The sequence below is a fragment of the uncultured Algibacter sp. genome, assembly GCF_947487575.1.
Taxonomy (GTDB): domain Bacteria; phylum Bacteroidota; class Bacteroidia; order Flavobacteriales; family Flavobacteriaceae; genus Algibacter_B.
In genome coordinates, this window is sequence record NZ_CANKXG010000006.1 from 1 (window position 1) to 19987 (window position 19987).

Below are 19987 nucleotides of genomic sequence, written 5' to 3' on the forward strand. Positions count from 1 at the left end.
CAATCATATGATTGTTCAGTTTTAATTAATAAATTTAATCCTTTAATAATCTGTATCGACTATTTAGGACTAGACATATCATCCAATAGTTCTTAAGATGAAAATTCAAATTTTATTTGAGTTAGTCATTAACAAATGACTGAATGTTATTTTTAAAAACCAATATTATTTCTAAAAAAACGCAGCTATTTAACTATTTTCAATTATACTAAGTGCTACATATTATATATTTGTTTATATTTTATTTATGCTACTACTAAACCATTCAAAACACAAGTTAGAATGCGGAACTGATGAAGCTGGACGTGGCTGTTTAGCTGGGCCAGTTACTGCCGCCGCAGTAATACTTCCTAACACTTTTAAAAATTCAATTTTAAATGATTCAAAACAATTAAGCGAAAAGAAAAAAACCATTTTAAAACCTATTATTGAAAATCAAGCCCTATGTTATGGAATTGCTCATGTATTTCAAGAAAAAATTGACAGTATTAATATATTGAATGCATCTATTCTGGCCATGCACCTTTCTATTGATAAATTAAATAAAACTCCAGAATTCATTATTGTAGATGGAAATAAATTTAAACCGTATAAAAATATTCCGCATGCAACTATTATTAAAGGTGATGGTAAATATTTAAGTATTGCTGCAGCTTCCGTTTTAGCTAAAACGTATAGAGATTTATATATGGACAAGATTCATAAAGAATTTCCGATGTATAATTGGAAACAAAACAAAGGCTATCCAACAAAAGAACACAGAGCTGCTATTAAAAAATACGGCATAACAAAGTATCATAGAAAATCGTTTAAATTATTACCTGAGCAATTAAAATTAGATTTGTAAAATCTATTTTAAAACAGGCACTAAGTTTATATATTTACAGAAATTAATTCAATCCATGAGATTCCTTTGCTCCCTCCTCCTTCTTATATTATTAATTGGTTGCTCTAAATCTAAAACAGAAAGTTCTAATCTTTTAGATTTTGTACCCAAAAACACCTCAGTAATTATTAAAACTTCTAATCTAGAAAATTTAAATAGTAGTATTAGTAACAGTGATTTATTACAACGCATTTCAAAAACGGAAACCTATCAATATTTAGAGCAGAAACTATCTCTTTTAACAAACTTAAATACATCAAAAGATGTATTAATTTGTTTTACTAAAGATATAAATGATAGTTTGCATTATTCAATCGCAACCAGGCTTACTAAAAATTTATTTTTAACCGACTCGCTACCAAACTACACAGAAGAAAAGCTTTCATATAAAAATAAATCTATAACAAAATCCACCTTTAATGATGATGTACTTTATAGCACCATCATTGACAGTACTTTTTTTGCATCATCATCAAAAGCAATTGTTGATGCGGCTTTTCATAATATTAATGAAGATGCGGAACTTAAAAAAATACTCAAAGCATCAAGCAATCACAAAACGTTTTCATTAGTTTTAATGCCAAATGAAAGCTTTAAACCATTCATTTTTGTAAAAGACTCATTATCAATTGACAATTTTACAAAATATCTTTCTGTTGATATTGAATTAAACCAAAATGAAACCTATTTTAATGGCATTGCAAAAGCCACAGATTCTACTGAAAGTTTAATTAATATTTTCAAGAACACAATTCCTCAAATAAATCAAATACAAAATATTACACCATCTAACAGTGATGGTTTTATGAGTTTTACATTTAACAATTTTGATATTATAAAAACTAATTTACTTAAGTATAATAAGGTGGACTCTCTGGATGCTAACACAAAGCTCTTTAACGATATTATTGAAGTTGGTGTTATTTATGAAGATGATAATCGAGCCATCGTTTTAAACTCTCTTGATATTATAGCCACTAATGATGCCCTTTTAAGTGAACAAACCATTAACAGCACTTACAGAGAAATTGATATTTATAATTTTAGCAGACCGAACTTGCTTGCTAAAACATTTAAACCTTTAATAAGTGAAACAAGCATTAATTTGTATTGTATTTTAGACGACTTTTTTGTATTTACAAATGACGCAGAAATGCTTCAAAACATTATTGCAAACTATCAAAACAAAACAACTTTAAGTAACACATTTTATTTTAAAAACGTAAAAGAAAAGCTTAGTGACGCCTCGTCATTATTACAGGTTACAGACGCATCTACTCTAAAAACTATTTTAAATAAAAACATTTATGCGAATAACAACTATAAACTAAAAAACTATAATGCTTCAGCTATTCAGTTTATATATGACAACAATTTTGCACATGTTAATGGCATCATCCAAAAGAATAAGACAAGAGCATCTATAAATTCAATTTCGGAAGAATTAAACATTAAACTTGACAAAGCTATTTTAACAAATCCTCAATTAGTTAAAAATCATATTACCAAACAAAAAGAAATTGCAGTACAAGATGTAAATAATAATTTGTATTTAATTTCAAACAAAGGAAAAATTCTTTGGAAAAAACAACTACAAGGACCTATTTTAGGAGAAATAGAACAAATTGACATTTATAAAAACGGACGACTACAATTAGCTTTTGCAACGCCTAACCGCATATATGTTTTAGATAGAAACGGAAATGAAGTTAAGCCTTTTTCATTAAAGTTTAATGATGCCATCACACAACCATTAGCTGTTTTTGATTATGATAATCACAAAAAATACCGATTATTAGTAACTCAAGGTAAAAACGTTTTAATGTATGATGTTAAAGGAAAAAGAGTTAATGGATTTACTTTTAAATCAGCCAATAACACCATAATCTGTCAACCAAAACACTTTAGAATTGGCAGTAAAGATTACCTTGTTTTAAAAACTAAAAACAAACTATACATTTTAGACAGGTTAGGAAAAACAAGAGTTAAACCTAAACAATCTTTTACTTATTCTAACCAACCCATGTTTTTATACAATAACACATTTACAACCACTACTGCTTCTGGCGATTTAATTTCTGTTGACACAAAAGGAAACGTTTCTTCAAAAAACTTAAACCTTTCTGAAAATCATAATATTGAAACCACCAGCAAAACTTTAGTTACTCAAAACGAAAACAAACTTTCAATAAAAAACAGAACCACAACCTTAGATTTTGGAGAATATTCAAACCCAAAACTTTTTTATATAGATAATAAAATTTATGTTTCCACTACAGATTTACAGTCACATAAAATCTATTTATACGATAGCCAATCAAAACTGCTCCCAAATTTCCCTGTTTACGGAAACTCATTAATTGCACTTGATAATATTGATAAAGACAGGAATTTAGAGTTTGTAACCAAAGGAGAATCTAATGCTATAATTTTGTATCAAATAAATTAATAAGCCATCTATATTTAATAGCAAAACTGAATTGATTATAAATATTAAGAAATTTAACAATACATTTTTGTCGATAAAAAACTAATCTTTATCTTTAACACAGCTATTAATCAAATAATTACAAATGAAATTACCAAAAAATGCAATAGGCATCCTAGTCTTTTGGCTAGCTATTGTATTTATTATTCCCAATACTGAGGCACAAACCAAACCATTAAAACGCCCAAAAAGCAAAGTTGGTGTATCTAGTGTCGACACTTTTGTTTCAGAATCTTTTGATATTTATGATAAAGTTTACAAATATGATGCTTATGCCAAAGCAGGCACGCCTTTAGACGATGAAGATATTGATGTTTTAGAAGATGCTCTTGATGACTTAACAGGCTTAGGCGACAGTGCTCCTAATATATTAGGAGATATTGACGGTTTAAGTATTTTAAAACAAGGGAAAGCTACCCTGCAAATGAATAAGGCAAAAAAAGCACTTAAATATAGCATAAAAACTGCAAAAGAACTCTTACTGGGGCAAAGAGAACGTGATAAAAAAGAGGAGGATTCTGAGGAGGAAGAATCAAATACTAATAATGAGTCTTCTAAAAACCCTTCCGATTCATCAACCAATAAAGAAGAAACATCAAATATTTCAGATAACATTGAGGTTTATAGCAAATTTGATTTTGTACCTGGAGATGAATTACTCTTTTTTGATGATTTCTCTCAAGATTTCATTGGAGATTTTCCGAGTAAATGGAACACAAACGGCTCGGGCGAAGTCGTTAAAACGAACAAGGTAAAGGGCAATTGGTTTCAATTAAAATCTGGCTATAACATTCATTTTATTCCCGATTTAAATAACCTACCAGAAGATTACACTATTGAGTTTGATGTATTAGTTAATGGCGTAGATAAAAATACATCTTCCACTGCTAGATTACATATTATTATAAGTGATAACCCCAAATTTAATAAAGGGAATGCGCATTACGTTGAAGCCTCAATTCCTTTTGGGCAGTATGGTGCCTTCGATTTTAGGTTGAGTAATTTTTTCAATAAAAACACAGGAGATATTAACTCAAACATTAAAGCAGACATAAGAGACCAAGTTTTAAATCAGCCACACATATCAATCTCGGTAACAAAAAAAAGATATCGTTTGTGGATAAATCAAGTAAAATATGTTGATATACCAAGATTCGTTCAAGAATTGAATGTATTAAACTTCATCAAATTTCACATAAACAACTTTAAAGATGATAAAGAGCAACTTTTTATAAGAAATCTAAAAGTTGCTAAAGGTGGTGTAGATTTGCGTAGAGAATTACTAAGTAAAGGAAAAGTTTCTACTAATGGTATTTTATTTGATTCTGGTTCAGCATCTATACAACCTCAATCTTATGGTATTATTCGTCAAATTTCTCAAGTTTTAATGCAAGATGAAAATTTAAAATTGAACATAATAGGTCATACTGATTCTGACGGAAATGACGATACTAATTTAAAATTATCAAAAAACAGAGCTGATGCAGTAAAAGAAGCACTAATTAAAGTTTACAAGATTTCTGGCGACAGACTTCAAACTGATGGAAAAGGCGAAAGTATACCTGTTGTAGATAATAGTAATTCTGCTGAAAAAGCTAAAAACAGACGCGTAGAATTTGTGAAAATATAAATGTTATGAAAACAAAAGTTTTAATTTCAATTTGCTCATTTCTTATAAGCTTTATGGCATTTAGCCAAAACGCTTGTAAAACCTATTACCCTTTTGAAGAAGGCTCAAAATTTGAAATCACAAATTACAACAAAAAAGGCAAAAAAGAAGGCTCTATAAACTATGAAGTTACTAACGTTCAAAACAATGTAGCAACTGTAAAAACAATAATATTTGATGCTAAAGGAAAAGAAATAACTACTACTGACTATAAAATAACTTGCGTAGGCAATAGTATTTCAATTGATTTTAAATCTTTAATGAACCCAGATATGTTTAAACAATATAAAGACATGGATGTGGATTTTACAGGAACCAATGTTGAGTTACCCAACAACTTACAATTAGGGCAGTCTTTAAAAGATGCCAATATGAATATGGCTATAAATATGGGCGGCATGAAAATGAATATGAGCATAAATATGGTTAACAGAACAGTAGACAAAAAAGAATCTATAACTACACCAGCAGGCACTTTTGATTGTTTTGCTTTAAGCTATAACTCAGAAATGAAGATGGGAATGAAAATGAAATTTTCCATCAAAGAATGGATAGCAGAAGGTGTTGGCGTAGTAAGAAATGAATCATACAATAAAAATGGTAAACTCATGGGATATTCTGAACTTACAAGTCTTAATAAATAACGGTTTTTAACCACCAAAAGTAAGTCCTCAAATCTTGAGCGTCAAAATGTAATGTTTTGGCGCTCATTTTTTGTACTAATTCAAGGTTTATTTTATAGTATTGTAGTCTTAATAAAAACACTTATGATTTCAAGAAAAAATGCAGCTATTTCAAAATTTATTATTCATAAAGTTGGTAATAAATTTAACGATACTAAAAATGCTTTTTCAGAAAAACTAGTCGATTTTGACGAAGCTAGTTATGATTTAATGCTACCATTTTTATTAAGACCATTTGGTAGTGTGGTGCAAAGTTACCGCTTTAATCATCATGCAAATATTTCTTTAAACGAAATAAATAGTTATTGCACGCAACTGTTTAATGATGAAGATGGATTTATAGAAATTTCAAAACATATAGTAACTCATTTATATGAACAATCTAGCTCTGCTCAAATAAAAACAGGTGATGTATTAGTGGTTATGTTTGAAGGTATCGAGTTCAGAGATATGATTACCAATGCCATTGGAATTTTTAAAATAGAAAGTAAAGTTAATTTCTTTCAAACTTATTTAGAAAATAAAAGTTATGATGTTTTAGTGCAAAAAGGAATTAACTCAAAAAAAGTAGATAAAGGCTGTTTAATTTTAAATCAGAGCGACACTGAAGGCAATATTATTTTAAGTGTAGACAATAATAGTTATGATGCGCAATATTGGATTAATCATTTTTTAAACATAAAATATGCTGATGATGCTAATAATCATACTCAACAATACATAGAGCTTTGCAAAGAATTCTCAACCGAGGTTTTAAAAACCAATTATGGCGCGCAAGAGCGAAACACATTTTTAGCACAAACCATAGATTTCTTTAAAGAAAATGAAGTTGTCAATATTGAACGTTTTAAAGAAGAACTTTTTGAAGAAGAAAAGCACATTCGAGAATTTGAAAATTACAAAAAAGAATTTGAAGGCGAACAAAATCTGGTCATCAGAAACCAATTTGATGTTGCTGAATCTGTAGTTACTAAGGAAAAACGAAAAATTAAAACAGATATTAAATTAGACACAAACATTCAAATTAAATTAGACATTGACGCTCCTGATGCCTCGAGCGAATATTTAGAACGTGGTTATGATGATGAAAAGAAAATGCACTACTATAAAGTGTTCTTTAATGCCGAAGATTAATTTTTTGAATATCTGCTTTAAATAGCCGAACTTGTTGTGATAAATTCAACTAATAATTAATTTTGTAATTATGAAAAAAACACTTGTCTTTTTAGCTATTATGCTTATTACAAACATTAAAACTACCTACGCTTTTATTCCAAAAAAATCAAATACAGAAATCAATAAAGATTCACTTCGTATAGCTGAACTGAATCAGTATTGGAAAGCACTCTCCAAAACAGTAAAAGAAGGAGATTTTGAAGGATATGCCGCTGCATATCATGAAGATGCTGTAGTTATTTTTGCAACTGGAAAAAATAAAGTTTCAGTTCCGCTGGCTAAAGCATTAGCAAGTTGGAAACAAGGATTTAACGACACGAAAGCTGGAAAGAACAAAAGCGGTGTAACGTTCCGGTTTTCACAACGCATTGGAGATGCCACTACTGCGCACGAAACAGGCATTTTTAAATATTATACTTCAGACAGTAACAATAAAAACAATGTAGAGATTATGATACATTTTGAAATGCTATTGGTTAAAAAAAATGACAAATGGTTAGGCGTTATGGAATACCAAAAAAATCAAGCCACACTTAAAGAATGGGAAGCATTAAAAAACAAATAAGAATCTATATAAATTACATGTATTACCCACAAAAAGACTAAGTAGCACTTGGTCTTTTTGTGTTTTTTATTAACTTGTGCTTATCCAAAGCACAAGCATGTCAAAAGACAAAAAATTTAACTACGACGAAGAACTAGCCATATTACATGAAGAACTGGTGCATCTACAAGAATGGGTAAAAAACCAAGGTTTAAAAGTAGTTATCGTTTTTGAAGGCAGAGATGCTTCAGGAAAAGGTGGCACAATAAAACGATTTACCGAGCCTTTAAATCCGCGCGTATGCAAAGTAGTTGCTTTAGGAGTACCTACCGAAAGAGAGAAAACCCAATGGTATTTCCAAAGATATGCTTACCATTTACCCGCCGCTGGCGAAATTGTTCTTTTTGATAGAAGTTGGTACAATAGAGCTGGAGTTGAAAAAGTTATGGGGTTTTGTACCAATGATGAGTATGATGAATTTTTAAGGTCCTGTCCTGAATTTGAGCGTATGCTAGTTCGTTCTGGTATTATTGTTTTGAAATACTGGTTTTCTGTAAGCGATGAAGAACAAGAACGTCGTTTTAAGAATAGAATAAGTAATCCATTAAAACGCTGGAAATTTAGCCCTATGGATTTAGAATCGCGCTCTAGATGGTTAGAATATTCTAAGGCTAAGGATAATATGTTTGCGCATACTGATACCAAACAAGTACCTTGGTATGTTGTAAACTCAGATAATAAGAAAAAAGCACGTTTAAATTGTATTAGCCATGTATTGAGCCAGATTCCTTATAAACACATGGATATAAAACCTATTGAATTACCTGAATTACCAGACTATAAAGCTTATGTAAGACCGCCTATGAACTACCAAACTTTTGTACCCGAGAAGTATTAAATCTACTTGACTTTGTAAAAGTTTTCAACTAACTTCGCTAACGACTGATATAAGTCATTAAAACGACGTCATATCATGCTAGTTGGAGTGAATTCCTGCGTCATTCACTCCAACGTCCCCGCGAATAAGATTTGGAGCGACTGCCAAAAGGCACTCACACCAACAACGAATAAAATTCATTGAAACAAATCTTATTCGCGGGGACGTTAGCGAACCTAAAAAAACTCGGCCTCAAAAAGCTTAGAAAAGTGCTTTAATAATTTCTCTTTAACCTCAGCTTCATCAACTTCCTTTTTTCCTAATTCAACGTTTAAAGACGTTACTGCCTTACCACGAATACCACAAGGAATCATTAAATCAAAATAGCCCAAATTGGCATTGACGTTAAGCGCAAAACCATGCATAGTAACCCAACGGCTAGCACGAACGCCCATGGCACAAATTTTACGTGCAAATGGTGTTCCTACATCTAACCAAACTCCTGTTTCGCCTGGGCTATGCTCGGCTTTTAAACCATATTCTGCCAGGGTTAGGATTATCATTTCTTCTAGAAAGCGCAGATATTTATGAATATCGGTAAAAAAATTATCTAAATCTAAAATAGGGTAACCTACAATTTGCCCGGGGCCATGATAGGTAATATCGCCACCACGGTTTACTTTATAAAAGCTTGCATTTTTTTCTTTTAATTGGGCTTCGTCAATTAACAGATTTGACATATCGCCACTTTTACCTAAAGTATAAACATGCGGGTGCTCTACAAATAAAAAATAATTGCTAGTTTCTATACCAGCATCTTCTCGCCTATTTTTAATTTTAGTATCTACAATACTTCTAAACAATTGCTCTTGGTAATTCCAAGTTTGTTTGTAGTCTTTAAGCCCTAAATCTTGTAACTTAATGGTTTTATTCAAACTTAATTTTCTAGTACAATTTCTAAATTCATTACTTCTGGATTTGTCATGTAATCCATTAAACCGTATTCAATTATAACGGTTTTACCATCAGCACTAAACAGCGCTTTATCATTTGATACAGATTTAACTCTTTTTGGGAAGTGATAATTAAGTTTATATTTAGAATTTGCAAACATCATTGCTGCTTGCCCTAAACTGTCAATAATTTGTTGTTGCACTTCTTTATCTATAACCTTTACTGTTCTTTTAAAAACACCATTTTTAAACGAGTAACTTAAATTAGAATTTCCTCCTGAAGCCATAGACGAAAATGGATTTGTTGGGTCATTTGCTTTTACTACACCTTTTCCTTTTAAATTACCAACGGCACTTACAGCTGAAAACATATCTTGTAATTCATCAGCATTTTTAAAATCAGTAAAAATTTCCATGTTGAATTTCTTTTCATTTTCATTCATTAACATGTGTACTGAAAATTGTTCTAAAGCTTTAAGTTGTTCTTGTTGTTCGGTTGTTAATTTAGCAATACTATCTCTTTTTTTATCAAAAATCTCCTTGAATGTAAATGTGGAATCCATATCCTTATCGCCTGAACCTTCAGCTAATTTATCTCCTGCCATTTGCATGATTTCAGAAGCATCAAAACTAAATTCCATCTTACCAGAACCGTCTTCATTAAAATAAATACTTTCAGAAAATTGACAACCAACAAAAAATATAGTAATAAATACTAATAAGAAAAATTTAAGTCTGTTCATTCTAAATAAATTAGTGTTATAATACAGACAAAGATAATTTAATTTTTAGGATTATTAAGTATAACTAGTGCTGCTATAACTCCCGGTACCCAGTCACAAAGCCATAACAGGAAGACAATAATAATGGAGCCACAGCCCTTATCTATGACGGCTAAAGGAGGACAAATAATTGAGAGTAAAACTCTGAAGAAACTCATGTTTGATTTAATTTAATACTGAAACAAGTTCAGCACATGTTGATGATTTTAATAGTTTGACGTAAAAGTTGATTGTTTGTTACACCGTGCGCTAGGGATTGCAGTGGAAAGCCCACAGCGGAGGCACGGAGTGAGGACTTGTAACGAAAAGCCCGACCTCCCGATAGCTATCGGGAGTGGTAACGCCAAAAAAATCATAAATCAATAATCGTAAATCGTGAATCAAATGTTTATCTTTGTGGCTTTAAAATTTTCACACAGTAAATTGACTATGTCGCAATTATCAGAACAAGAACTTGTAAGAAGAGAAAAGTTAGCAAAATTACGTGATTTGGGCATAAACCCATATCCGGCAGATTTATATCCTGTAAAGGACACATCGAAATCTATAAAACGTGATTTTAAGGAAAGAAACAAGGTTGTTATTGCAGGTAGATTAATGTCTAGACGCATTCAAGGCAGCGCTAGTTTTGCTGAATTACAGGATGCTGAGGGACGCATACAGGTGTATTTTAATAGAGATGAAATTTGTACTGGTGATGATAAAAGCAAGTACAATGATGTATATAAAAAATTGCTAGACATTGGTGATTTTATTGGTATTGAAGGTGAATTATTCACAACTAAGGTTGGTGAAAAAAGTGTTAGAGTTAACCATTTTTCTTTGCTTAGTAAAGCTTTAAAACCTTTACCATTACCAAGAACAGATGCTGAAGGCAAAGTGCATGATGCTTTTACTGACCCTGAGCAACGTTATAGACAACGTTATGCTGATCTAGTGGTAAACCCGCAAGTTAAAGAGGTGTTTGTAAAGCGTACCAAATTGTTTAATGCCATGCGTTCTTTCTTTAATGATGCTGGATATTTTGAAGTAGAAACGCCTGTATTACAGCCTATACCAGGTGGTGCAGCGGCGCGTCCGTTTATTACGCATCATAACGCTTTAGATATTCCTTTGTACATGCGAATTGCAAATGAGTTATACCTAAAACGGTTAATTGTTGGTGGTTTTGACGGGGTTTATGAGTTTTCTAAAAACTTTAGAAACGAGGGTATGGACAGAACGCATAACCCAGAGTTTACTGCCATGGAAATCTATGTAGCCTATAAGGACTATAATTGGATGATGGATTTCTGTGAACAATTGCTAGAATACTGTGCAATTGCTGTAAACGGAAGTACGAAAGCTACTTTTGGCGAACATGAAATTGATTTTAAAGCGCCATACGCAAGAGTAACTATGGCAGATTCTATAAAGCATTTTACCGGTTTTGATATTACTGGAAAAAGCGAGGATGAAATAAGACATGCTGCTAAAGATTTAGGTGTTGAAGTTGATGCCACCATGGGAAAAGGAAAGCTTATTGATGAGATTTTTGGTGAGAAATGTGAAGGCAACTACATACAGCCAACTTACATAACAGACTACCCGAAAGAGATGAGCCCGTTGTGTAAAGAGCATCGTGATAATCCGGAATTAACTGAACGTTTTGAGCTTATGGTTTGTGGTAAAGAAATAGCAAACGCCTATTCTGAGCTTAATGACCCAATTGACCAACGTGAGCGTTTTGAACACCAACTTAAATTAGCTGCAAAAGGTGACGATGAAGCCACCGAGTTTATAGATTACGATTTTTTACGCGCCTTAGAATACGGCATGCCTCCTACATCTGGTATGGGTATAGGTATGGATAGGCTAATTATGTTTTTAACAAATAATCAGTCTATACAAGAGGTTTTATTCTTTCCACAAATGCGCCCAGAGAAAAAAGCTATTGCTATTAGCGATGATGCAAAAGCTGTTTTTGAGGTTTTAAAGAAAGCTGAAAAACTAGAGCTTATTGACTTGAAATCTCAATCTGGTTTATCAAATAAAAAATGGGATAAATCCATTAAAGAATTGACTAAAAATAATCTTGCAAAAGTTGAAAAGACAGATGAAGGATTATTTGTTAGTGCTGTTTAATTTCTTACCAAGATATAAAGCATTAAAAAAGCCAGTAATTTAAAATTACTGGCTTTTTTTAAAACTAACTAAATATATTAACTAAACTCAATACAAATATCAGTTAATTATACAGGCTTGGTGTTGTCTTTTAGAAATGTTTAACAATAGTTATTGGTATTTTAATTTTTATTTAAGATTTGATTATTTGTTATGTTAATTTTTTTAAGAAAAGACTAGTTTAGACTTGCAACTAATAAAACAAGCCCAGATAGAATTATTAAACACATAATTAATACTTATTCAAACTTTACCTATTTTTACACAATGCTAAAAAAAAGACTATTTGTTTTACTCTATTTATGTAGTTTAATTATAACCGCGCAAAAACAAGATAGCCTATCATTTAAAAATGGAATAGATAACCCGAGTATATTATCCACTCATCATTTTGGTATATTTAGTTCAAGGATAAACACCAATTTTAAGTATACTCCTCCAAAAAAAACCATATTAGCAGTCCATTATACTAGCGGAAATAATTTTCATCCTTTTGTTGAGGCATATTACCCAAAAGACCCAGCAATTAGAGAGCATCTTAGTCAATTTAAGTGGCATGACCGCCCTTTTAGTTTTATTAATCAAGACATAACACCTGCCGATTATTTAAACATTGTTATCGATGCCGTTATTAAAGAGTTTAGAGTTACCACAAACATCCCAATAAACAAACAACACGAATTAGGCATTACCCTTCGCTCCTATTTAATAACCAAAGGAAAATACCCGTTTTCACTTTTCACCAGTGATGAAAGTATTGAATGGTTTCATAGCAACGTAGCTGGTGGCGAAGACCCTTTCGGGAGGAGATACTATGGGCTCAATCAAGTTAATTTCAAATATCTTGATAGAAACGGCAACACTCTAGAGCTAAAAAACAACGATTTTTTTATTGGCGGACTTGAAATAAATCACCACTATTACCCAAAGCTATCCATAAATAAAACCCGAAATATATTTCTTAATTTTGGCACACATTTAGGATGGAATACTTCAAAATTCAATGCATCAATAGATGTTGGTATTTCCGCAAACGCCATTAAAAAACTTGTACTCAAAAACAATCATGAGCTTAATTTTGCCCTTGGCGCTAATTTGTTACGCAAAAACATCATTAACTTTAAAGAAGTTATTGACCTAGGCAACAATCCATATCTAGGAACTCTTGAGGCCGAAGTAGAAATCACCAAATACACAAAAAAAGGTAACTTCAACGCTTTTGGTATTAATTATCATATTCAAACCCGGTATAACAAAAAATCTGAAGCCGAATATTACAAGCTATTAGGCAAATGGCGCGAAATTAATGGCGGTTGGCAAAACGGCGTTTTCACACTCTACGAACCGCTTTCCAGCTGGAATTTCATTTACACATACGGCACACCCAAATACCTACTTACACTCTTTGTAAAAGAAGACTTAAGAGTAAACAACGCCCCCGATTTTCAAACAGGCATAAGTTTAAAATTCCCTCTATCTAAATAATTCGCAGCAATTCTGTATTATTATAGTGGTTGGGCGTTACCACTCCCGATAGCTATCGGGAGGTCGGGCTTTCACTACTCGCTTCCTCCTGCGTCGGCGAGCTCAAACATGCCGTTCAATCCCTAACGCAAACCCGTTTCCATAATAAAAACACAAATATGTTAATATGTCGTTAAAATCCTCAGGCATATTAAACCCTTTTAAACTTTTAAAGTCCAAAAGACAAATACATATAAAAACAATATAAAAATGAAAAAACTAATAATTATCGCATTAGCACTTGTAAGCTTACAAGCTATAGCACAAGAAGGGAAAAAAGAAAAACAAAACAAACCTGAAAGAGCAGAAAAAATGATGAATCTTCCTGCTGAAGATATTGCCACTCTAAAAACAAAGAAAATGACTTTGTTTTTAGATTTAAACGAATCTCAACAAGCTAAGATTCAGAAAATAAATTTAGAAAATGCCACAAAAAGAAAAGAAATGATGGCAAAACGTAAAGCCAAAAAAGAAAATGGCGATGCTAAAAGGCCAACGCCAGAGCAACGTTTAAAAATGGAAAATGCCAGATTAGATTACAAAATTGCTATGAAAGCTAAAATGAAAACCATTTTAAATGATGAGCAATATGCTAAATGGGAAAAGGCACAAATACGAAAAGCAAAAAAAGGAAAAGAGAAAATTAAAGCCAAAAAAAAAGGTGCTAACAAAAAATATTAGAAAAATTTTTGTTGGTTAATTTGATTATAGTTTAGTTGATGAAAAACGCATCCCAATAATTGGGATGCGTTTTTTATTTATAGTGTTTTCGCAACCGTATTCACAGCAGTAATCGTAAAATCTAAATCCTCATAACTTAATGCATCTGTTAAAAACCAAGTTTCAAAAGCGCTAGGTGCAATATATACCCCTTCATTTAGCATACCGTGAAAGAATTTTTTAAATGTATCATTATTGCCTTTTGCAGCTGTATCAAAGTCAATAACATCTGCTTCATCAAAATGCACAGAAATCATAGAACCTACTCTATTAATAGTATGCGTAATATTATTATCAATCAAAACCTTGGAGATACCTTCGTGCAAATAGGCTGTTTTTTCCTCAAGTCTATTAAACACTTGAGTATCCGTATTTAATTCGGTAAGCATTGCTAGTCCAGCAGCCATAGCTAACGGATTTCCGCTTAAAGTCCCTGCTTGGTATACAGGCCCTAAGGGCGCTAAATGATTCATAATCTCATTTCTAGCAGCAAAGGCACCAACTGGCAACCCACCACCAATCACTTTACCAAAACATACAATATCAGCTTGTATTCCAAACAATTCTTGTACACCACCTTTAGCTAAACGAAATCCCGTCATCACCTCATCAAAAACTAATAATATATCATTGGCATCACATAAATCTCTTAATGCTTGCAAAAAGCCTTCTTTAGGCGGAATACACCCCATATTTCCAGCAACAGGCTCAATGATAATACAGGCTATTTCATTCTTATTAGAATTTATAAGCTCAGATACATTATCAATATCATTATATCTAGCCAGCAATGTATCCTTAGCAGTTCCTTGTGTAACACCCGGACTATTAGGTGTTCCAAATGTGCTTGCACCACTTCCTGCCTGAATTAAAAACGAATCTGAATGCCCGTGATAACACCCTGCAAACTTGATAATTTTATCTTTCCCTGTAAAACCTCTTGCTAAACGCACCGCACTCATACAAGCTTCAGTACCAGAATTCACAAAACGAATTTTATCAACATTAGGCACCATAGAAACTGCTAATTCTGCAATTTTCGTTTCAATTTCGGTTGGCATTCCAAACGAGGTTCCTTTTTTCGCTTTTTCAACAACCGCATTCACAACAGGTTCGTGAGCATGACCTAAAATCATAGGCCCCCAAGAATTTATGTAATCAACTAATCGATTTCCATCTTCATCATACAAATACGCTCCTTTTGCCTCTTTTACAAAAATAGGTGTTCCACCAACTCCTTTAAACGCCCTAACCGGAGAGTTTACACCTCCTGGAATTACTTTTTCTGCTTCTGCGAACAACGCACTGCTTCTCTTATAAATCATGAATTCTTATTAATTTTTTGATGATGGTTTTACAACTAATACTTGCCCAATACTTAAAGCTGAATCACGTAAACCATTTATATTTTGAAGTTTTTCTACTGAAATATTATAGCGTTTGGAAATAGAATACAAAGTATCACCCTTAACAACTGTACAAGTCTCTGCCTCATTAACCACGGGGCTTTTATATTTAACATAAGTATCACCCATAACTTCTTTATCAAACTCATACAACTTATAACGCTCAATTAAACTAATAAGCTTTTGTGGGTATTTTTTATCGGTAGCATATCCAGCTGCTTTCAAACCTTTTGCCCAACCTTTATAGTCTTCTTTTTTTAACTTGAAAAGTTTTGAGTAACGCTTTCTTTCACTTAAAAATAAAGAATGATCTCTAAATGAATACTTAGCATCTTTATATTTTCTGAAACATTCTTGTTTTTTATCATCATCATGATAGATTTTTTTACCCGTCCAACCATGACATTTTATTCCAAAATGATTATTAGCCTCAACAGATAATCTACCCTTTCCTGAACCAGATTCTAAAATACCTTGAGCCAAAGTGATACTTGCAGGTATATCGTATAGACTCATTTCTTGTTGTGCCGTAGTTTTATGAACATCAATATAACGCTCTGTATTATTAGCATAAACTTTAGTTGCGGAATCGGCAGTTTCTTTTTGTTTATCTACTTGCTTCGTAGTATTACCAGCCTTTCTCGTGACAATGCCTTTTTTAGATTTACAGCTAAAAAGGACACAACTAAAACATAAGATTACAATTATTCTATTCATCAATCTAAATAATTACTGGTAAATTTTTCTTTTTTAAAACCACATTCATCCCATCAATGCCTTGTAAACCACCAGTATGAATGGTTAATAGTTTTGAACCTTCAGGAAAATAACCATTTTTAATTAAATCAAAAATTCCAAACAGCGTTTTACCTGTATAAACAGGATCTAACGGCACTCCTTGATTTATCTTAAACCGATTGATAAACGCCACTAATTCTTCATTTATTTTAGCGTAACCACCAAAATGGTAGTCGGTAATTAATTTCCAATTGGTTTGCGTTACAAATTTACTAATATCTTCCTTTAAAAAATCTCCTTTTAGGGCAGGAAAACCTAAAACTTGTTGACTGGGTTTTGAACAATTTATAAGTCCAGAAATTGTACCTCCCGTACCTACCGAACAACAGATATAATCAAAGGCTTCATCATCTTTATTTAAAATTTCTTCGCAACCTTTAACAGCTAATGCGTTTGTTCCACCTTCTGGAATTAGGTAAAATTCACCAAACTCATCTTCTAAAGATTTTAAAAAAATTTCAGAAGTTTTATTTCTATAAACTTCACGAGACACAAATTTAAATTGCATACCATTTTCTTTTGCAAAGCTTAAGGTTGGATTATTTTCTATTTTATTTTGCAGTTCATCACCTCTAATAATTCCAATAGTATTAAATCCGATTATATTCCCAGCAGAAGCTACCGCAGCAATATGATTTGAAAATGCACCTCCAAAAGTCAACAGGGTTTTAAAACTTGTTTTTTCGGCTTTTAAAAGATTATATTTAAGTTTTCTGTATTTATTTCCTGAAACAAAGGAATGAAGTTTATCTTCACGCTTTAAATACAGTTCAACACCCTTTGCATTAGGAAGGTTTACTCGCTCATTTACTGTATTTTCAAACTCAAATTTCATTAGCGCTAAGATACTTCAAAAAACTCCAAATTAAACGGTTTTGAAGGTATTCTAAATTTGCCTGATTGCAATAGGCTTCTCTTTCAAATGAAATATTTCTATAAGCCTTTTGCCAATTTCTGTATTTTACTAATCGTATTAAAAACTCTATCACATAGAACACATAAAAAGGAATAACCAAAAGTTCTAACTGCTGTTTTAAATGAATTTTTTCATGATTAATTAAAACTTTATTCTCTTTTAATTGCTTGGTTTTCAAAAACACAAAGGGGAATATAGTCATTCCGGTATAGCCTTTAGGTACTAAATATTTCGAAATAAAAATCATATTTATAGTATTTCAAAAATCAACCCAATTTACATTATATTTGTTATTAATGAAAAAAATAATCCTCATTGAAGAAGGCGATTACTACCTAACCCCTGAAGGTTATCGTTGTTTTACCAAACAATACCATTTAAAGCGTGGCTATTGCTGCCAAAGTGGTTGTAGGCATTGCCCTTATGGTTATGACAAAGCGACTAACTCTATAAAAAAGTAACTATACCCTGTAAAAACACAAGTATCTTGGTATGATTATTGATAATATTTACACACTAAGTTATTAAAAAAAAGCTGCTAAGAATATACTTTTTATACAGCTATAGCAACCTAAAAAATTGTATTATGAAAAAAATTATTAAAACATTACCACTTTTAGCATTGTTTATAGTGGTATCGTCTTGTAGCTCCATTAGAGTAGCTGCAGACTACGACAGAGAGGCAACTTTTAACGATTACAAAACCTTTGCTTTTTTTAAAACAGGAATAGATAAAGCTGAAATTAGCGATTTAGATAAGCGCAGAATTTTAAGAGCCATTGAAGCCGAACTTTTAGCTAAAGGTTTTACAAAATCTGAAAAACCAGATTTATTAGTAAGCCTGTTTACCAAATCTCAACAACGCGTTGATGTTTACAACAATTCCTGGGGCATGAATGGCTGGGGTTGGGGAGGCTTTGGTCCTGGTTGGGGCTGGGGTTGGAATCAGCCTAGCGTTTCAACGAGTACTCAGGGGCACCTATACATAGACCTTATCGATGCAGATAAAAAAGAATTAGTGTGGCAAGGTATGGGCACAGGCTATTTAAGCAGAAATATGGATAAGAAAGAAGCCCGAATAAAAGAATTTGTTACCAAAATCATGGAGAAATATCCTCCAGGATCTGAACAATAAAAAAAAGGCAACTCAATGAGTTGCTTTTTTATTACATCACAATATCATTCTCCCATTTATAAGGTTCAGGGATATCGGTATCATCTATAAGTTGTCTGATATCAATTTCTATACCTCTACTCATATCTGTAATAGGAATATCATTTGGTCCGCCTTCAAAAGGGTTCTCTGTATTTTCTCCAATAGCTTCCATGGTATGAAACACCCAAGAAATTAATGCACTAAAGGGTATAGAAAACCACACAAAATGCTTTGCTATAAACTCTTGTATTAAATGCCCTAGAGAAGTATGAGATTGATGGTTTGCTAAATCTTCTAGAATATGGTCGCCAATAGATTCAAAACCCTCCATAATTCCAAACGGCAATAGAATAATAAATATCCATACAAAAAGATAATTTAAAGTAGCAAACTGCCTTGGGTATGGAAAATTTTTAATGCGCTCACTCTTTCCTTGTAAGGTATAAAATTCAACAAGCATATTTGCCATTTCCATGTGCCTAAAATCTTCAATTAAACCTTCATTCATAAGTGTTTTTAGATGTCTTGACTGAATTCCTAAAATTTGAGAGGCTTGATTTCCTTTTGCAAATATTTCTTTGAATTCATCTTCAGAAAGATAGTCTTTAATGGCATCTTCCACTATAATTTCATCTTCACATACTCTAAAATGATTGCTTCTAAATTCTGCATTTTGTTTTCCTTGCTTTAAATGCATCTCCCATGGCTTATCTTGCCTTAATTGATACCTTAGAGCTGTTAACCAAGCTACATGCCTATGCACCAATTTACGTTTTATAGCTTGTAATTCCGTGTCTGTTCTTTTCTTCTTTGCATGTGTATTATCAATAAAATCCTTAACCATAATTGTCCAAGAACGAGAAGCGTTAACAATACCGCCCCAAATTTTTCGAGCTTCCCATAACCTATCATAAGACGCATTATTTTTAAAACTTACAATAAATGCCACAGCGGTACCTAAAACACCTAATGGTAACCATGGCACATGCAACCACTTTAGGCCAACAACATCAAATAATACAACTGGAATTAGCGCAATTAATAAAAACAAAAAAATATGTCTGCGCGTCCATTTTAAAACACCTCTTACAGGAAATATTCGTCTAGTATACATGAAGTTTGATTAAAAAATTAGGTGTTCTAAATATATGGAAATCTTTAAGGTTTTCTTAAACAGAATAAACTAATAGATTCTAATATTGAAAGAAAACCTAAATTTAACGATATATAGTGAATAATTCGTATT

The 19987-nt window shown here is 32.1% G+C and carries 20 protein-coding genes; 12 read left to right on the forward strand and 8 right to left on the reverse strand.

Annotated features, from left to right (window positions below; genetic code table 11):
* Positions 1-247 precede the first annotated feature (247 nt).
* From Q0870_RS07505 to ppk2, 7 genes are all read left to right on the forward strand, one after another.
* Entirely contained in the window at positions 248-847 is a 600-nt protein-coding gene (locus Q0870_RS07505) for a ribonuclease HII (protein ID WP_298553986.1), read from the forward strand.
* A gap of 55 nt (positions 848-902) precedes the next feature.
* Positions 903-3335: a ribonuclease HII gene (locus tag Q0870_RS07510; RefSeq protein ID WP_298553989.1), complete on the forward strand. Its 2433-nt coding sequence runs from the start codon at positions 903-905 to the stop codon at positions 3333-3335.
* A gap of 124 nt (positions 3336-3459) precedes the next feature.
* Complete coding sequence (locus tag Q0870_RS07515) at positions 3460-5004, forward strand: OmpA family protein (protein ID WP_298553993.1); 1545 nt, start codon at positions 3460-3462, stop codon at positions 5002-5004.
* A gap of 5 nt (positions 5005-5009) precedes the next feature.
* Positions 5010-5687: a hypothetical protein gene (locus Q0870_RS07520; protein ID WP_298553995.1), complete on the forward strand. Its 678-nt coding sequence runs from the start codon at positions 5010-5012 to the stop codon at positions 5685-5687.
* Between the two features lie 123 nt (positions 5688-5810).
* Positions 5811-6860, forward strand: coding sequence for a nucleoid-associated protein (locus Q0870_RS07525; RefSeq protein ID WP_298553998.1), 1050 nt, complete (start codon positions 5811-5813; stop codon positions 6858-6860).
* Between the two features lie 70 nt (positions 6861-6930).
* The gene (locus tag Q0870_RS07530; RefSeq protein WP_298554001.1) at positions 6931-7467 is read left to right on the forward strand and encodes a hypothetical protein; all 537 of its coding nucleotides are present in this window, start codon (positions 6931-6933) and stop codon (positions 7465-7467) included.
* 97 nt (positions 7468-7564) lie between these two features.
* Positions 7565-8344, forward strand: coding sequence for a polyphosphate kinase 2 (gene ppk2 / locus Q0870_RS07535; RefSeq protein ID WP_298554004.1), 780 nt, complete (start codon positions 7565-7567; stop codon positions 8342-8344).
* 215 nt (positions 8345-8559) lie between these two features.
* On the opposite strand, the gene lipB is transcribed toward ppk2, so the two are convergent.
* Genes lipB through Q0870_RS07550 form a run of 3 tightly spaced genes read right to left on the reverse strand, consistent with a single transcriptional unit; the run spans position 8560 to position 10216 of the window.
* On the reverse strand, positions 8560-9258 hold the full coding sequence (gene lipB, locus Q0870_RS07540) for a lipoyl(octanoyl) transferase LipB (RefSeq protein WP_298554007.1): 699 nt from the start codon (positions 9256-9258) through the stop codon (positions 8560-8562).
* A 2-nt stretch (positions 9259-9260) separates the two neighbouring features.
* Positions 9261-10019: a hypothetical protein gene (locus tag Q0870_RS07545; protein ID WP_298554010.1), complete on the reverse strand. Its 759-nt coding sequence runs from the start codon at positions 10017-10019 to the stop codon at positions 9261-9263.
* A gap of 38 nt (positions 10020-10057) precedes the next feature.
* Entirely contained in the window at positions 10058-10216 is a 159-nt protein-coding gene (locus Q0870_RS07550) for a YqaE/Pmp3 family membrane protein (protein ID WP_298554013.1), read from the reverse strand.
* A 271-nt stretch (positions 10217-10487) separates the two neighbouring features.
* On the opposite strand from Q0870_RS07550, the gene lysS reads away from it, so the two are divergent.
* The 3 genes from lysS (at position 10488) to Q0870_RS07565 (ending at position 14426) form a co-directional block, all read left to right on the forward strand.
* Positions 10488-12182, forward strand: coding sequence for a lysine--tRNA ligase (gene lysS / locus Q0870_RS07555; RefSeq protein ID WP_298554613.1), 1695 nt, complete (start codon positions 10488-10490; stop codon positions 12180-12182).
* 306 nt (positions 12183-12488) lie between these two features.
* A complete protein-coding gene (locus Q0870_RS07560) occupies positions 12489-13706 on the forward strand; it encodes a hypothetical protein (RefSeq protein ID WP_298554015.1) in 1218 nt (405 codons plus the stop codon).
* 249 nt (positions 13707-13955) lie between these two features.
* Entirely contained in the window at positions 13956-14426 is a 471-nt protein-coding gene (locus Q0870_RS07565; RefSeq protein WP_298554018.1) for a hypothetical protein, read from the forward strand.
* 77 nt (positions 14427-14503) lie between these two features.
* Here the strand turns inward: Q0870_RS07565 and hemL are convergent, their stop codons facing one another.
* From hemL to Q0870_RS07585, 4 genes are read right to left on the reverse strand one after another with little or no spacing between them, the layout of a single operon-like run.
* On the reverse strand, positions 14504-15790 hold the full coding sequence (hemL, locus tag Q0870_RS07570; protein ID WP_298554021.1) for a glutamate-1-semialdehyde 2,1-aminomutase: 1287 nt from the start codon (positions 15788-15790) through the stop codon (positions 14504-14506).
* A gap of 9 nt (positions 15791-15799) precedes the next feature.
* Complete coding sequence (locus Q0870_RS07575) at positions 15800-16588, reverse strand: glucosaminidase domain-containing protein (RefSeq protein WP_298554025.1); 789 nt, start codon at positions 16586-16588, stop codon at positions 15800-15802.
* 4 nt (positions 16589-16592) lie between these two features.
* Entirely contained in the window at positions 16593-17504 is a 912-nt protein-coding gene (locus Q0870_RS07580) for a pyridoxal-phosphate dependent enzyme (RefSeq protein ID WP_298554028.1), read from the reverse strand.
* A complete protein-coding gene (locus tag Q0870_RS07585; RefSeq protein ID WP_298554031.1) occupies positions 17494-17832 on the reverse strand; it encodes a hypothetical protein in 339 nt (112 codons plus the stop codon). The genes Q0870_RS07580 and Q0870_RS07585 overlap by 11 nt, the downstream gene beginning before the upstream one ends.
* 49 nt (positions 17833-17881) lie before the next feature.
* Here Q0870_RS07585 and Q0870_RS07590 point away from each other — a divergent pair, with 49 nt between their 5' ends.
* Positions 17882-18046 (forward strand): DUF5522 domain-containing protein, encoded by a 165-nt coding sequence (locus tag Q0870_RS07590; RefSeq protein WP_298554034.1) that lies wholly within the window; start codon positions 17882-17884, stop codon positions 18044-18046.
* 125 nt (positions 18047-18171) lie between these two features.
* Positions 18172-18720 (forward strand): DUF4136 domain-containing protein, encoded by a 549-nt coding sequence (locus Q0870_RS07595; RefSeq protein ID WP_298554037.1) that lies wholly within the window; start codon positions 18172-18174, stop codon positions 18718-18720.
* Positions 18721-18751: 31 nt separating this feature from the next.
* Here the strand turns inward: Q0870_RS07595 and Q0870_RS07600 are convergent, their stop codons facing one another.
* The gene (locus tag Q0870_RS07600; RefSeq protein WP_298342311.1) at positions 18752-19855 is read right to left on the reverse strand and encodes a bestrophin family ion channel; all 1104 of its coding nucleotides are present in this window, start codon (positions 19853-19855) and stop codon (positions 18752-18754) included.
* Positions 19856-19987 lie beyond the last annotated feature (132 nt).